Below are 13,922 nucleotides of genomic sequence, written 5' to 3'. Positions count from 1 at the left end.
CGCAGCTGGCTTGCGTGGTGGTGTTGAGCGGCCTGGACATCGCCGGCGACCGGAGTCCTGGTGAGCGTGCTGGGTGGCGTCGACCCGGTCGCCGAGCTGCGCACCCGGGTCGCGCGGTGGCGTGAGCAGCCGGAGTCGGCGTGTTCGCCGGTCTTTTGGGCGGTGCTGATCTGCCTCGACGCTTCCGATGGCGGGCGGACCAGGTGAGCGCGCTGGGTGGCGCCGACCCGGTTGCCGGGCTGGCGCGGTGGCGTGAGCAGCCGCAGCCAGCCCGCTCACCCGTCCTCCGAGCGGCGCTGACCTGCCCAAACACCTCCGACGACGGGCAAACCTGGGTTCGGTAGCACCACGGCCCGCCGAAGCTGTGCACATCGCACAGAGAGGCAGGAGCCCATGTTCAAGAAGATCCGCCAGAAGGTCGACGAGGCCACCCAGCAGGGCGCGGCCCGCGGTGCGCAAGCTTTCCAGCAGCACGCGGAGCAGTTCCGGCGGGCGGCCGCGGCCCAGGGGCACGACATCACTCCGCAGCTGCCGACGCCGCAGCTCGCCGCGCAGGCTTTCCGGTCGATGACCGCCGATCCCGCGATGGCCGCGTTCCTGGCGCTGCCCGCCGAAGAGCAGCTGCGACAGCAGCAGGAACTGCAGGCCTACGGCACCGAGCTGCGGCGGCTGTACGACACCGGTGAGCCGGCCACGCTCGTCGTCCGGGCGCTGGAGCCCACCGACCGGACGGTCGCCGGGCAGGCCCGGTACACCGCGACGCTGGAGGTCACCCGCGCCGACGGCAGCACCTACCGGACCGTCGCTCCGCTGATCACGCCGCTGGCGACGATCCAGCAGTACGCGCCCGGCACCCGGCACGAGGCCCGCGTCGACCCGGCCGACCCGGCGAAGGTCGCCGTGTTCGGCCCGATCGACTAGGGGGACGCGGTGTTCGCCTTCGGACTGCCGGGGGACCCGCGGCCGGGCCGGCGCGGGCGGCGGCTGTGGCTGCTCGGGGTGCCCACGACGCTCGCCTGGGCGGCCGCGGGCTGGTCCGGCTCGCTCGGGCTGCTGGACGGCTTCCGGCTGATGTCGCTGAACCGCGTCGACGCGTGGGGGGCCGACGCGGGCCCGACGGCTTCGCTGGTGCTGTTCTTCAGCCTCGCGATCACGGTCGCGTCCTCGCTCGGCTTCGCGATGCTGTGGGCGGCGGGCCCGTCCCTGGACCGGCTGGCCACCGGCTTCCGGGCGGGCTCGCTCACCACGGCGCTCGGCGTGGCGCTGGGTAGCGGGCTGGCCATCCCGTCGTGGACGCCGCCGGAGTCGGTGGGGCGGCGGCTGCCGTTCCTCGACGGCGACGCCGAGCCGTGGTCCGATGTGGACTGGGTCGTCTACTACGAGCCCTACCTGGTGCCGGCGGTGGCCGCGCTGGTGGCGCTGGTGCTGATCGCGGTGCAGCTGCGGACGTCCCTCACCGAGGCGGAGGCCGACGACCGGGCCGAAGCCCTGCGCCGCACCGGCCGGGAGGTGACCGGCCACGTCACGCACGTCGAGTTCACCAACGTCTGGGTGCTGGGGAACCCGCGGTTCGTCGTCCACGTCCGGTTCCCGGCGGAGACGGGGGAGTGCACGGTGGTGACGACGATGATCACGCCGTTCCTCCAGGCCCCGACCCGTGGTTCCCGGGTGCGGGTCCGGTACGACCCCCAGAACCCGGAAGCCGTGCTGGTGGAACCGGATCCGGCCGAATCACCCTTCTGAGGAGCTTTCGTGTCCCTTGCCGCCCTGCTGCGCGGCTTCCTCGGCGGCGGTGTCGCCGGGGGCGCGCTGAGTGCCTTCGTCACCGGCATCATCCTCGAAGACGTCCCGCTCATCCTGACCGGCGTGGGCCTGCCCGTCGCCTACGGTGCGCTGCTGTTCGTGGCCGGCGTGCCACGCCGTGCCCGTGAGGCGGCCGTCGTTCCCCGCGTCGCGCTCGCGAAGATCGAAAGCCGGCGCGCCGGGGGTACGGAAACGGGCTACGTGCCGGTCACCCTCGTGCTCACCGTCGCTCCCGACGGGCAGCCGTCGTTCCGCGTCGAGATCGTCCACCACGTAAACCTGGCTGACCTGCCCGACGTCCGGGCGGGGGACGTCCACGTGGTCCAGTACCCGCCGGACCGGCCGTGGCTGGCGAAGGTCGTGCCGGTCCCGGGGGCGCAGTGGCGGAGCCGGGCGGCGGACGCGGTCGTCGAGTCCGCGCCCGAGTCCGCCGTGGTCGCGCCGCCGCCGGAGGGGTGCGCGGTCACCGTGGCCGCCTTGCTGGGCCTGCTGCTCGGCGCCGCGATCGTCGTGGGGCCCCACCGGGTGGAGCTGTTCAGCAGCCACGAGGAGGAGCCGGGTTCGTCGTCCACCACGGTGGTGACGTCGTCCTCCTCGTCGGTGTCCATGACGATCGTCGTGGACTCGCCGGAAGGATTGCGCGGTGCCCTCGAGTCTTCGGGACTGCCGGCGGAGCTGATCCCCGACCTGGAACGGCAGGCGGCGAAGGCCCTCGACGCCGGAGGGCAGCGGAGGTGGCAGTTCACGGTCGGCGACGTCACCGTCCAGGTCATCCTGCCGCGCTGAGGCTCAGCTGACGGCGGACCGCCGGCTCGTCGATGCCGCGCAGAGCGCCAGCCGCTCGCGGGCGAGCGCCAGCGTCGGGTAGACCGGCAGCAGGTGCTCGAGGCGCAGCGCCGCGATCGGCCGCACGACGGCGTGCTGGTCGCTGGCGATCACGCACGGGATGCCGGCGGCGTGCGCTTCGCCGGTGGTCAGCAGCAGGATCCGCAGGGCTTCGGCCGAGCAGAAGCCGACCCGGGTGAGGTCCACGAGCAGCGCTTTCGGGCGCTTGCGCAGCTCCGCGGTGAGGCGGGCGAACAGGCGCTCGGCGATGTGCTGGTCGAGGTCGCCGACGGCGGCCAGCACAGTGGCTTCGCCGGTCGCGGTGATCGTGACGGTCGTGGTGCGCCGGTGGAACCGGGCTACCGGGTCGTCAGTGCGCATGGTTGCTGCCACCTCCGGTGTGGACGGCGGCTCCACGGAGCCAGGCCGACGCCAAGTGCGTCACGGCTGCTGGGTTGAACCGCGGATACCTGTGCTCTTACCCAGAACTCGCGCGGCTGAAGCACCGCGTTCTCACCCGGCCGGGTACTGCTCCTTTTCGAGCAGCCGGGCCAGGTGGACGGCGTTGCGCACCAGCGTGGCGTTGGTCGACGCGACGGCCTCGGGAGTCTCGTCGAGGTCGTTGTAGTCGCCGCCTTGCATGGCTTCGCCGTTCCAGTAGGTGCCGCCCTGCGCCGGGATCGAGAACCCGGTGTCGTTGAGCGCCTGGAACAGGTCAGCGATGATCTTGTGCGCGCCGTCCTCGTTGCCGACCGCGGCGGCCACGGCGACCTTGCCGAACATCGCCGGGCGGCCGTCCTCGTCCGTTTCGGACAATTCGGCGTCGAGCCGTTCCAGCACGCGCTGCGCGACGCTGGACATGTGCCCGACCCACGTCGGCGTGGCCACGAGCAGGATGTCGGCCTCGTGGATCTTGGCGCGGATCGACGGCCACGCGTCGCCGTGGCCCATGTCGGCTTCCACGCCGGGCCGGACGTCGTGGTCGACGACGCGCACGGTCTCGCCGGTCACGCCCTGCCGCGCGAAGAGCTCGAGCAGCTGCGAAGTGATCAGGTCGCTGCTCGACTTCGCCGGCGAAGGCTTGAGGGTGCAGACGAGGGCCAGGACGCGCATCGGTACCTCCGTGATCGGCGTGGGCGCCGGGGTTTCCCCGCTCACCGGGTGGTAAACCGCGGTCGATCTTGCTCGGCGGGCCACCGACGGCGTCACCGACGACGCCGGCTGATCAGTGGGGCCTTCGCCGAGGAGACCGGAGCGGTCCGGGATGCCGGCGGCGACGCGCAGCCGCGCGAACTCGATCGCCAGTGCCTCCGGCGGGAAGTGGGCGTTGAGGCCGCTGGGGTTGGGCACGATCCACACGCGGGCGCCGCCGATCGTCGTGGGTTGCGGGCCGAGCTGGGCGGCCGGGGCGCCGAACGCCGCCCGGTAACCCGTCACGCCCAGCACCGCCGGCCACTCCGGTCCGATCTCGCGGATCCGCTCGGCCAGGTCGCGGCCGCCGTCGGCGAGTTCGGCGCGGGACAGCTGGGCGGCGCGGGCCGTCGGGCGGCGGACGATGCTGGTGATGCCCAGGCCCCAGCCGAGCAGGAGGCGCTCTTCCTCCGCGCGCAGGCGGCGGGGCGTGAACCCCGATCGGTGCAGGGCGGGCCAGAACCGGTTGCCCGGGGTGTGGAAGCTGTGCCCGGCCGCCGCCGAGGTGAGGCCGGGGTTGATGCCGGCGAACACCACCCGCAGTCCCCCGGCCAGCACGTCCGGCAACACCGCGTCCGCACCACTTCCCGGTTCCCGCACGCCTCCGACGTTACCGCCGGGCGGACCCGCCGGTGAGCACGTCCCGGCGCCGGTCGTGCGCACCTCGGATCAGCCCGGCATGTCGTGCGTCGAGCAGTGGATCCCGCCGCCGCCGGCGGCGATGGCGTCGATCGGGACCAGGACCACCTCGCGGCCCGGGAAGTGCTCCGCCAGGATGCCGCGGGCGCGGTCGTCAGCGGCGGAGTCGTCGAACTTCGGGAGGAACACCGCGCCGTTGGCCACGGAGAAGTTCGCGTACGACGACACGAACGCGTCGCCGCGGCCGGTGATCCGGTCCGGGTCGGGCTGGGGGAGGTCGACGACCTCGAGGCGCCGCCCGGCGGCGTCGGTGGCCTCGGTGAGCACTCCGCGGGCCTGGTCGCCGGCGCGGGACCAGACGTCCGGGGCCCGCCCGGGAAAGCCTTGTCCAGCACCACGACCCCCGGCGCGACGTAGCGGACGAGGCAGTCGACGTGCGCGTCGGTGATGTCCTCGCCGCGCACGCCCGCGAGCCAGATCACCGTGCTGACCCCGAGGGTGCTTTTGAGCTCGGCTTCCACCCGTTGCCGGTCCTTGCCGGGGTTGCGGTTGTCGTTGACCAGCGAGCTTTCCGTGACCAGCAACGTGCCCCCGCCGTCGGTCTCCAGCGCGCCGCCCTCCGCGACCAGCGGGGCCACGACGCGGGGGAGCCGGTACTCCGCCAGCACCGCGCGCGCGACGCCGGCGTCGTTCGGGTGCTGCTGCTTGCCGCCCCAGCCGTTGAAGCCGAAGTCGATGCCGGCCGGCTTTCCGCCCTTCTGGACGAAAACCGGTGCCGTGTCGCGGGCCCACAGGTCGTCGGTCGGGATGGGGACGACCTCGACGTCGGTGCCCACGGCGGCCTGCGCCTGGTCCCGGTCCGCGGGTTTCGCGAGCAGGACGACGTTCTCGAACCCGGCCACGGCACGGGCCAGCCGCGCGATGTCCGCCTGGACGTCGGGCAGGTCGGCGCCCCAGATCCCCGCCGACGACGGCCAGGACATGAGCGTGCGGGCGTGGTGCTCCCATTCGGCACCGAAGGTCCGCGCGGCCGGGGCAGGGCTCACGGCCGGCGAACCCGGCGAGCCCGGCGGGGTCCGCGTGGTGCACGCATGACCCCAGCCTGACACTGACTGAAAATTCAGTCAAATCGAAACCGGTGGATCATCGGTGACGTCCGTGACAAGGGGGTCAGGAGCCGAGTTCGGCCGTGATCGCGCCGAGCAGCAGGTCGCGTGCCCTGACCAGGGGGAGCGTCCCGGACAGCCACCGCTCCGACAGGCCTTCGACCAGCGCGGTCAGCCGCTCGGCGACGTCGTCCGCCGGGGCGGCCGGGGCCGCGGCCGCGACCAGCTCGGCGATCTCGGCCACCCACGTCCCGGTGGCGCCGGTCAGCCGGTCGCGCAGCTCGGGTTCGAACACCGCGCTGGCGCGCAGCTCGCCCCACGCGAGGCTGTTCTCCCGGACCTCGTCGACGTCCTGCAGCTCCAGCAGCAGGCTCTGCTCCAGCAGGACCCGCGCGTCCCCGGTGTCCGGCAGCGCCCGGGTCGTGTACCGCTCGGCGCGGTCGTTGACGTGGTCGAGCGTGGCGCTCAGCAGCCCGGCGCGGTCCTTGAAGTGGTAGTAGATGAGGCCCGTCGACGCCCCGGCTTCGGCCGCGACCTCTTCGACCCGCAGGCCGCGGACCCCGCTCCGCGCGATCACGGCGACCGCCGCCCGCAGGATGAGGTCGCGTTTGCCCGCCACGCCGCCGCCTTCCGTTGACTGAAGCTCCAGTCGACACCGTAGCGGGGTCCTCCGGGCCGGGAAGACCCCGCCGCGGGGTCAGCCGGCCGCCGGGAGCGGGGACAGGGCCGGGATCCGGGTGGGCAGGGTCCGCCAGATCTCCGGGGTGTAGAAGTGCCCACCGGGGAGTTCGACGTGCCGGTAGCCGTTCCCGGCCAGCGCCCGCCACTGCTCGGCCGCGTCCGGGACGATCACGTCGTCGTCGGCGCCGGTCAGCACCTCCAGCGGGACGCTCGCCGTCGCGCCTTCGGGGGCCCGGAACGTGTCGCGGACCCGGATGTCGGCCCGCATGAGCTCCAGGGCCATCTCGCTCAGCTCCGGGTCGTCGAGCACGTAGCCGGGCAGCAGGCCGTTGGTGCGCATCCACGCCACCAGCTGCTCGTCGGTGTCCTGCTGGGCCGGGAACATGTCCCGCGGGGTGAGCCCGCGGCTCGGCGCGTTCGCCGACGACACGATCAGCGTCTCCGGCAGCGGGCCGCCCCGCAGCCGCAGGCGGTGCGCCACCTCGAACGCCATCCAGCCGCCCATGCTGTGCCCGAACAACAGGTACGGGCGCGGGCGCGCGGCCGCGGTCACGGCGTCGGTCGCGTCTTCGGCGAGCGCGTCCCAGTCCGGGGCGAAGTCGTCGAGGAAACGGCCGTCGCGCCCCGGGTAGCAGATCGTCACCAGTTCGACGTCCGGCGGCAGCACGTCGGCCCACGGCAGGTACGGGCCGGAGCCGCCGCCGCAGAACCCGAGGCACACCAGCGTCTTCGCCGCGCCCGGGTTGGGTTTGGCGCGCACCACGGTGTTGCGGAGGTTGTCCATCGCCGTGCTCCTTTCAGCTCGTGGCGAGCGCCGAGACGTGCTTGGCGAGGTCGGCCAGCCGGGGGTGCCGGTAAACGTCCTTCGTGGACACCGGAACGCCGAAGTTCTTCTTCAGCCGGGCGACCACGCGCAGGGCGACCAGCGAATGCCCGCCGAGGGCGAAGAAGTCGTCGTCGGCGCCGACGCCGTCGCGGCCCAGCACCTCCGCCCAGACGTCCGCGATCAGTTCCTCCACGGGTCCGCTCGGGGCCGGGCCGCCGTCGGCCTCCGGCTCGGGCAGCGCGGCGGTGTCGAGCTTGCCGTTCGGCGTGCGCGGGAGTGTCTCGAGCCGGACGAACGCGGCCGGGACCATGTGCTCCGGCAGCTTCCCGGCCGCCGTCGCACGCGGGTCGTCGCCGCCGACGTGGTAGGCGATCAGCCGGTCGTCGCGCAGCACGACCGCCGCGGCGGTGACGCCGGGGGCCTCGCGCAGCACCGCCTCGATCTCGCCGAGCTCGATCCGGTAGCCGCGCAGCTTCACCTGGCGGTCGAGCCGGCCGGTGAACTCCAAGGTGCCGCCGTCGGTCCAGCGGACCTCGTCGCCGGTCCGGTACAACCGCGTGCCCGGCGGGCCGAAGGGGTCGGGCAGGAATCGCTCGGCGGTCAGGCCCGGCCGCCCGAGGTACCCGGCCGAGAGCCGCGGCCCGGACAGGTACAGCTCACCCGAGGGCGCCGGCCGCAGGGCGGCGTCGAGGACGTGGGCCCGGATCCCGGCCAGCGGCACGCCGATGTGCGGGGCCGGGCCGGTGATCCACGCCGCCGTGGCGTCCACAGTGGACTCGGTCGGGCCGTAGAGGTTCAGCGCCTCCAGCGGGCTTGCGGCCAGTTCCCGCCACATCGGCTCCGGGATCGGCTCCCCGCCGACGAACAGCCGCAGCGGGCGGTCGAGCAGGTGCTCCCGCAACGCCGTCCAGTGCGACGGCGTCAGGTCGAGATCGGTGACGCCGCAGTCGTCCAGCCACGCGGCGAGCGCGGCCGGGTCGGTGCGGTGGGCGTCGTCGAGGACCACGACGGTGTCGCCGCGGCAGACGCGTGCCCACTGCTGCACGGAGGCGTCGAAGGACACGCTGGCGTTCCAGGCGGCGACCCGGGGCCCGGCCGCGTACATGCCCGCCTGCTCCAGCGCGGCGACGAGCGCGGCCACCGCGCCGTGGTGCGCCGGGACGCCCTTGGGGCGCCCGGTCGAGCCGGAGGTGTAGATCACGTAGGCGGGATCGAAGTCCGACACGGCGGTGTCGGCCGCGGCCGGTCCCTCCGCACCGGGTGCGACGACGACCGCGTCCGCCGGGAGCCAGCCCGGCGTCGTCGCCGAGACCAGGGCCCGGATCGCCGCGTCACCGGCCATGAAAGCCAGCCGGTCGGCCGGGTACGCCGGGTCGAGGGGGACGTAGGCGGCGCCGGTCCGCCAGACGGCGAGCAGGGCGACCACGAGGTCGGTGCCCCGGCCGAGAGCGACCCCGACGCGGTCGCCGCGCCCGACGCCGTGGGCGCGCAGGGCGCCGGCCAGTGCGGCGCTCCGGCGGTCGAGTTCGGCGAAGGTCAGCGCGGAATCGGTGTCCCGCACGGCGATCCGCTCGGGCGCGCGGCGGACCGCGTCGCGGAAGCGGGGGAGCAGGCCGGCCATCAGCGTGCCCCGGCCGGCGGGACGGTCGGCGCGCAGTCGGCGACGTCGACGGGCTCGCCCATCGCTACGACGATCTTGCGGTCGCCGCGGAACGGGTCGCGCCCGTGGGTGTTCAGGATGTTGTCGACGAGCAGCAGGTCGCCCGGCTGCCACTGCTTGCGCACGGTCGCGGCGTCGTAGGCGGCGTCCAGTGCGGCCATCTCCTCGCGGGTCAGCGGGCTGCCGTCGCCGATGGCGGTGTTGAACGGGAGGTCGTCGCGGCCGAACTCGTCGATCAGCGTCTCGCGCAGTTCCTCGTCGAGCGACCACTCGTTCCAGAAGGCCAGGTGGTTGAACCAGACCTCCTCGCCGGTGACCGGGTGGCTGATGACGCCGGGCCGCACCTGACTGGTCCGCAGGTGCCCGTCGGCCTGCCAGCGGGCCGCGATGAGGTTCTCGGCGCAGTAGCGTTCGACGTCCTCGCGGGTGGTCGCGGCGAACGCGGTCCGCCAGTCGGTCGAGATGTGCTCGGAGTAGCTGCGGTCGAGCAGCCAGCCGTGCGCGCGGACCTTCGCCACGAGCTCCGCCGGCAGCGCGCGCAGCACCTTGCGGACGTCGGCGACCGGCGTCGCCCCGCCCTCGGCCGGCGCGATCAGGCAGGAGAACATCAGCAGCCCGGGGAAGGTGAGCGTGTAGCTGTTCTCGTTGTGCATCCGGATCCGCTGGGCGGCCGGCAGGTCGGTCGAGGAGAAGACGCCGTTGCCGAAGTCGCTGCGCGGGGTCGCCTTCTCGCGGTACGGCGTGCGGGCCGGCATCAGCGTGTCGCGGACGCGCCCGAAGTCCTCGACGCTCGCGATCGGCAGGCCGCGCAGGTGCACCGCGCCGTGGCGGTGCAACGCCGCCCGCAGTGACGGCGCCGCTTCGGCGAGCCACGCCACGGCGGCGTCGAGATCGGTCAGCTCGCGCACTTCGGCGCTCGCCGGCTCGCCGGGCTCGACCACCCAGTCGAGCGGCAGGAACTCTTTGACGCCCAGTGAACCCATCGTTTGTCCTTTCGCCGCACCCGCCGCGGGCGTCCACAGTGGAGCCACCCGGGTTCGCTCGTGAGCCGACGCTAGGCCGCGTCCCGGCCGCGCGGCGGCAGCCGGTGCGGCAGTGCGGCGGCAGTTTCGGTGCCCGCCGGGTTGCCGCCGCCCTCCTGCCGCCGCAACTGCCGGTCGGGCTCCGGTGCCCCGCTTAGGTTCGGGAACGTGACTTCGGAACTTCGCCCGGTCGCGGTGGTCAGCAGCACGGCCTCCGACGCGCACACCTGGAACCTCGTCTACCTGCAGCTGCTGCTCGAAGAGCTCGGCTTCGCGGTGACGAACCTCGGCGCGTGCGTGCCGGACGAGCTGGTGGTGCGCGAGTGCCGACGGCTGGACCCGGACGTGGTGGTGCTCAGCACGGTCAACGGCCACGGGCACACCGACGGCCTCCGCCTGGCCCCGCGCCTGCGGGCCGCGCTGGCCGGCGCGGCCCTGGTCATCGGCGGCAAGCTCGGCGTCGACGGCACCCGGGGCGTGGCAGCGGAAGCCGAGCTGCGCGCGGCGGGCTTCGACCGCGTCTTCGGCGACGGCGACATCGCCGCCTTCCGGCGCTACCTGGCCGCGCTGCCGGTGCGGGTGGCGTCGTGAGCGTGCCGTTCGGGGCGTTCGTCGCGCGGGAGCACGCGGCCGGCCGGCTGGTCGTCCAGCCGCGGATGGGTTTCCCGGCGCCCGACGTCATGCGGGACGGCCTGCGCCGCACCCGCGACGCGGCGGCCACCACGGTCGGCACGCTGACCCTCGACAGCTACACCCGCGTCGGGGACCTCGTCACGGCGGCCCGTGCGCTCGCCGACGGCGCGCCGCTCAACGGCTTCCCGCTCGTCACGCACGGCCCGGAGGTGACCCGCGAGGTGCTGGCCGGTGTGCTCGGCCCGGACTTCCCGGTCCAGGTACGGCACGGTTCGGCCGCTCCGCGCGACATCGTCGCCACGCTCGTCGCCGCCGGCCTGGACGCGACCGAGGGCGGGCCGGTCTCGTACTGCCTGCCCTACAGCCGCACCCCGCTGCGGACGGCGGTGCGGCACTGGGCCGACGCCTGCGCCCGGCTGGCGGCGGCGAGCGGCACGGCCCACCTGGAGACGTTCGGCGGCTGCATGCTCGGCCAGCTCTGCCCACCGGGCCTGCTGGTCGCGATCAGCGTCCTCGAAGCGATCTTCTTCGCCCAGCACGGACTCCGCAGCGTCTCGCTCAGCTACGCGCAGCAGACCGACCCGGCGCAGGACGAGGAAGCCGTCCGGGCCCTGCGCCTGCTGGCCGCCCGGTACCTGCCCGGCGTCGAGTGGCACGTCGTGGTCTACGCCTACATGGGCGTCTACCCGCGGACGCCGGCCGGCGCGGCCCGGCTGCTGACGTCCGCCGCGCGGCTCGCGGTGCGGTCCGGCGCGGCCCGGCTGATCGTCAAGACGGCCGCGGAAGCCCACCGGATCCCGACCGTCGCGGAGAACGTCGACGCGCTCGAGCTCGCCGCGCGCGTCGCCGCCGGGACGCCGGCCGGGACCGGCACCGAGGACACCGGCATCCACGCCGAGGCCACCGCGCTCGTCGAAGCCGTGCTGGACCTGGACGACGACCTGGCCGGCGCGCTGCCGACCGCGTTCGCCCGCGGCCTGCTCGACGTCCCGTACTGCCTGCACCCGGACAACGCCGGCCGGGCCCGCAGCTACCTCGACGCCGGCGGCCGCCTGCAGTGGGCGGACACCGGCGGGCTGCCGATCGGCCCGCCGTCGCGCGCCGCCCGGCCGCACCGGACCGGCTCGGCCGGGTTGCTGGCCGCGCTGTCACACGTGGAACGGAAGTTCGACACGCCCCCGCCCGGCCGGGCCGGGGCCTGACCCGACAGGAGCGCCATGACCGACACCCCCGACGGGCAGCTGCCACCGCCGCTGCCCGTGCACCTCGCCTCGCCCGTCACCCAGGCCGCGCTGCGCGTCCAGCACCAGGTGCTGAACGCCGTGCGGGAGTTCCTCGGCGGGGAGGGGTTCACCGAGCTGCTGCCGCCGGTGATCGGCCCGGTCACCGACCCCGGTGTCCGCGGCTCGAAGCAGCTCGACGTCGACTACTACGGCCACCGCTACAAGCTGATGACCAGCGGGATCCTGTACAAACAGGCGTCGCTGCTCGGCTTCGAGAAGATCTTCTACATCGCGCCGAACGTCCGCGCGGAACCGGTCGAGACGTGCTCGACGCGGCGGCACCTCGCCGAGTTCCACCAGATCGACGTCGAGGTCGCGGGCGCGAGCCGGGCGCAGGCCCAGGACGTCGCCGAACGGCTGCTCACGCACGTCGTGAAGCACGTGCTCGCGACGGTCCCCGGCGAGCTGACCGGGCTGGGCCGGGACCCTGCGGAGCTGACCGGCGTGCTGTCCGGGGCGTTCGGCCGCACCACGCACGCCGCCGCCGTCGCCCGGCTGCACGAGCTGGGCCACCCGCAGAGCCCGGACGCGGAGCTCGACTGGGCCGGCGAGGAACTGCTGTCCCGGGCCACCGACCGGCCGTTCTTCGTCGACGACTACCCCAAGGGCTCGCGCGGCTTCTACGACCGCGAAGCCACCACCGAACCCGGTGTCCTGCGCAACTTCGACCTCCTCGCGCCCGGCGGCTTCGGCGAACTGGCCAGCGGCAGCGAACGCGAGTCCGACTACGCGCGGATCGTCACGCGGATGCGCGAGACCGGCGAGAACCCGGCCAAGTACGGCTGGTACCTCGACATGGTCCGCGACGGCATCCCCGCGAGCGCGGGCTTCGGGCTGGGCCTGGAGCGGCTCGTCCGGTTCCTCACCGGCCTCGACGCGGTGTGGCGGGTCAACGCCTACCCGAAGGTTCCCGGGCTGGTGGCGCCGTGAAGGCCCCCGGCTTTCCCGAGGCGGCGGTCCGGGACCGGGCCGCGCGGGGCGCCGCCGCGGTGTTCCCGGCCGAATCCGCCTACGGCAGCGAGGTGTTCGGTGCGGCCGGACCGGAGGGCGACGAGCTGGACCGCGCGCGGCTGGTGCCACCGGTGTTCGTGCCTCTGCGGCTGGGAAAGCTGATCGAGCTGGGCCGCGAACCGCTGTTCTCCGACGTCGAGCTGGCGACCGGGATCGGCGGGTTCGCCTCGCCGCTGCCGGTGTACCTCTCGGCGTTCGGCTCGACGCAGCTCGGCGGCGGTGACCTCGCGATGGCGGCGTCGCGCCAAGCCGGGCGGCTGGGCATCCCGATGGTGCTCGGCGAGAACGTCGTGCCGGTCAACGGGTACGCGAACGCCCTGCTCACGCGCGTGCGGGCGTACGCCGGGGAGGTGCCCGACGGGCTCGGCGGGGTCGTGGTGCAGCAGAGCACCGAGGACGCCGACGCCGAGGTCTGGAACCTCGTCTACAGCGACCCCGCGGCGTCGGCGCTGCTCGAGGGCGGCCGGCTCGGGTTCGAGCTGAAGGTGGGGCAGGGCGCCAAGCCCGGTCTCGGCGGGATGACCTTGCTGGACGCGGCCGCCGCGGCGCGGGTCGACGGGCAGTACGCGCTCACCGGATTCGGCCCGCGGAAGTTGCGTTCGAGCAGTCCCGGGACGTTCACCGCCGAGATCCTGCGGCAGCAGGTCCGCTTGATGCGCAACAACTTCCCGCGCGCCCGTGTCTGGGTGAAGCTGCCGCCGGGCCGGGACGTCGCCGAAGCCGCCCGGGTCGCGTGGGCGGCCGGCGCGGACGCGGTCACCGTCGACGGCGCCGAAGGCGGCACGGGCTGGGCGCCCACGGCGTTCCTCGGCCACGTCGGGCTGCCGCTGGCCGAGTGCCTGCGCCGGATCGGGCCCCCCGCGGGCTGCCTGCTGGCGGGCGGGCGCATGTGGGAAGGCACCCGGGTGGTCAAGGCACTGGCCCACGGCGTCCGCGCGGCGGCGCTGGGCCGGGCGGCACTGGTCGCCGTCGACGAAGACCGCGCCGAGGGGCTGGTGCGGCTGGTCGAGGCGCTGGCGCTGGAGGCGCGGCTGCTGATCAGCGCACTGGGCAAGTACCGCCCGGACGCGCTGACCGCCGACGACGTCTGGCCTGCCGCTCCTGCCGCCGCGGAACTGCCGCTCGACCTGCCGGTCGCGGCGGTTCCCACCGCTTAGTTTTTCCCTCAGTGGCGCGGTCCCCGCGCCCAGCAGGTTCCGTGTCCGTCCTTTGTGGTCAGTTCGGGGTGAGCCCAGCATGTCG

At 74.1% G+C, this 13,922-nt stretch carries 15 protein-coding genes and 2 pseudogenes; 8 read left to right on the top strand and 9 right to left on the bottom strand.

Translation table 11 applies throughout. From position 1 onward, the window contains the following. The first annotated feature begins 60 nt into the window (after positions 1–60). The 4 genes from ACLJQM_RS38030 to ACLJQM_RS38015 all read left to right on the top strand — a co-directional run bounded on the left by ACLJQM_RS38030 (position 61) and on the right by ACLJQM_RS38015 (position 2,589). On the top strand, positions 61–207 hold the full coding sequence (locus ACLJQM_RS38030) for a hypothetical protein (protein ID WP_410635166.1): 147 nt from the start codon (positions 61–63) through the stop codon (positions 205–207). Between the two features lie 186 nt (positions 208–393). After that, complete coding sequence (locus ACLJQM_RS38025; RefSeq protein WP_247022733.1) at positions 394–921, top strand: hypothetical protein; 528 nt, start codon at positions 394–396, stop codon at positions 919–921. Between the two features lie 9 nt (positions 922–930). After that, positions 931–1,743, top strand: a complete 813-nt coding sequence (locus tag ACLJQM_RS38020; protein ID WP_247022734.1) for a DUF3592 domain-containing protein — start codon at positions 931–933, stop codon at positions 1,741–1,743. 9 nt (positions 1,744–1,752) lie between these two features. Next, positions 1,753–2,589 (top strand): hypothetical protein, encoded by an 837-nt coding sequence (locus ACLJQM_RS38015; RefSeq protein WP_410635164.1) that lies wholly within the window; start codon positions 1,753–1,755, stop codon positions 2,587–2,589. Positions 2,590–2,592: 3 nt separating this feature from the next. On the opposite strand, the gene ACLJQM_RS38010 is transcribed toward ACLJQM_RS38015, so the two are convergent. The 9 genes and pseudogenes from ACLJQM_RS38010 to ACLJQM_RS37970 all read right to left on the bottom strand — a co-directional run bounded on the left by ACLJQM_RS38010 (position 2,593) and on the right by ACLJQM_RS37970 (position 9,714). Beyond that, positions 2,593–3,009, bottom strand: coding sequence for an STAS domain-containing protein (locus tag ACLJQM_RS38010; RefSeq protein WP_410635162.1), 417 nt, complete (start codon positions 3,007–3,009; stop codon positions 2,593–2,595). A gap of 132 nt (positions 3,010–3,141) precedes the next feature. After that, the gene (locus ACLJQM_RS38005; protein ID WP_360776832.1) at positions 3,142–3,741 is read right to left on the bottom strand and encodes a flavodoxin family protein; all 600 of its coding nucleotides are present in this window, start codon (positions 3,739–3,741) and stop codon (positions 3,142–3,144) included. A 153-nt stretch (positions 3,742–3,894) separates the two neighbouring features. After that, a pseudogene (mug, locus tag ACLJQM_RS38000) lies at positions 3,895–4,419 on the bottom strand (G/U mismatch-specific DNA glycosylase); the annotation flags it as partial. A 69-nt stretch (positions 4,420–4,488) separates the two neighbouring features. Further along, positions 4,489–4,785 carry an agmatine deiminase family protein gene (locus tag ACLJQM_RS37995; RefSeq protein ID WP_410635160.1) on the bottom strand — a complete coding sequence of 99 codons (297 nt, stop codon included), beginning with the start codon at positions 4,783–4,785 and terminating at the stop codon, positions 4,489–4,491. 116 nt (positions 4,786–4,901) lie between these two features. Further along, positions 4,902–5,441 (bottom strand): annotated as a pseudogene (locus ACLJQM_RS37990) (agmatine deiminase family protein); the annotation flags it as partial. Between the two features lie 187 nt (positions 5,442–5,628). Next, positions 5,629–6,183, bottom strand: coding sequence for a TetR/AcrR family transcriptional regulator (locus ACLJQM_RS37985; protein ID WP_410635158.1), 555 nt, complete (start codon positions 6,181–6,183; stop codon positions 5,629–5,631). A gap of 78 nt (positions 6,184–6,261) precedes the next feature. After that, positions 6,262–7,029 carry a thioesterase II family protein gene (locus ACLJQM_RS37980; RefSeq protein WP_247022741.1) on the bottom strand — a complete coding sequence of 256 codons (768 nt, stop codon included), beginning with the start codon at positions 7,027–7,029 and terminating at the stop codon, positions 6,262–6,264. A 13-nt stretch (positions 7,030–7,042) separates the two neighbouring features. Beyond that, positions 7,043–8,692, bottom strand: a complete 1,650-nt coding sequence (locus ACLJQM_RS37975) for a non-ribosomal peptide synthetase (protein ID WP_410635156.1) — start codon at positions 8,690–8,692, stop codon at positions 7,043–7,045. Then, positions 8,692–9,714, bottom strand: a complete 1,023-nt coding sequence (locus ACLJQM_RS37970) for a TauD/TfdA family dioxygenase (RefSeq protein WP_360776842.1) — start codon at positions 9,712–9,714, stop codon at positions 8,692–8,694. Before ACLJQM_RS37970 ends, ACLJQM_RS37975 begins: the two co-directional genes overlap by 1 nt. 207 nt (positions 9,715–9,921) lie before the next feature. Between ACLJQM_RS37970 and ACLJQM_RS37965 the strand changes: the two genes are divergently transcribed. The 4 genes from ACLJQM_RS37965 to ACLJQM_RS37950 are packed head-to-tail and all read left to right on the top strand — an operon-like array spanning position 9,922 to position 13,837. Further along, entirely contained in the window at positions 9,922–10,344 is a 423-nt protein-coding gene (locus ACLJQM_RS37965; protein WP_247022744.1) for a cobalamin B12-binding domain-containing protein, read from the top strand. Beyond that, positions 10,341–11,588 (top strand): methylaspartate mutase, encoded by a 1,248-nt coding sequence (locus tag ACLJQM_RS37960; protein WP_410635154.1) that lies wholly within the window; start codon positions 10,341–10,343, stop codon positions 11,586–11,588. The genes ACLJQM_RS37965 and ACLJQM_RS37960 overlap by 4 nt, the downstream gene beginning before the upstream one ends. A gap of 15 nt (positions 11,589–11,603) precedes the next feature. After that, positions 11,604–12,599: an asparagine synthetase A gene (locus tag ACLJQM_RS37955; RefSeq protein ID WP_410635153.1), complete on the top strand. Its 996-nt coding sequence runs from the start codon at positions 11,604–11,606 to the stop codon at positions 12,597–12,599. Continuing rightward, positions 12,596–13,837: a glutamate synthase-related protein gene (locus ACLJQM_RS37950; RefSeq protein ID WP_410635152.1), complete on the top strand. Its 1,242-nt coding sequence runs from the start codon at positions 12,596–12,598 to the stop codon at positions 13,835–13,837. The genes ACLJQM_RS37955 and ACLJQM_RS37950 overlap by 4 nt, the downstream gene beginning before the upstream one ends. The last annotated feature ends 85 nt before the right edge of the window (positions 13,838–13,922 follow it).

It is taken from the genome of Amycolatopsis sp. cmx-4-83 (genome assembly GCF_046548815.1).
GTDB lineage: Bacteria > Actinomycetota > Actinomycetes > Mycobacteriales > Pseudonocardiaceae > Amycolatopsis > Amycolatopsis pretoriensis_A.
This window is presented reverse-complemented; position numbering and strand designations above follow the sequence as displayed.

Excerpts from the sequence above, each read along its gene's own strand:
- ACLJQM_RS38025 (WP_247022733.1), top strand. The coding sequence starts at position 394 with ATGTTCAAGAAGATCCGCCAGAAGGTCGACGAGGCCACCCAGCAGGGC.
- ACLJQM_RS37970 (WP_360776842.1), bottom strand. The coding sequence starts at position 9,714 with ATGGGTTCACTGGGCGTCAAAGAGTTCCTGCCGCTCGACTGGGTGGTC.
- ACLJQM_RS37980 (WP_247022741.1), bottom strand. The coding sequence starts at position 7,029 with ATGGACAACCTCCGCAACACCGTGGTGCGCGCCAAACCCAACCCGGGC.
- ACLJQM_RS38005 (WP_360776832.1), bottom strand. The coding sequence starts at position 3,741 with ATGCGCGTCCTGGCCCTCGTCTGCACCCTCAAGCCTTCGCCGGCGAAG.
- ACLJQM_RS37955 (WP_410635153.1), top strand. The coding sequence starts at position 11,604 with ATGACCGACACCCCCGACGGGCAGCTGCCACCGCCGCTGCCCGTGCAC.
- ACLJQM_RS37975 (WP_410635156.1), bottom strand. The coding sequence starts at position 8,692 with ATGGCCGGCCTGCTCCCCCGCTTCCGCGACGCGGTCCGCCGCGCGCCC.
- ACLJQM_RS38010 (WP_410635162.1), bottom strand. The coding sequence starts at position 3,009 with ATGCGCACTGACGACCCGGTAGCCCGGTTCCACCGGCGCACCACGACC.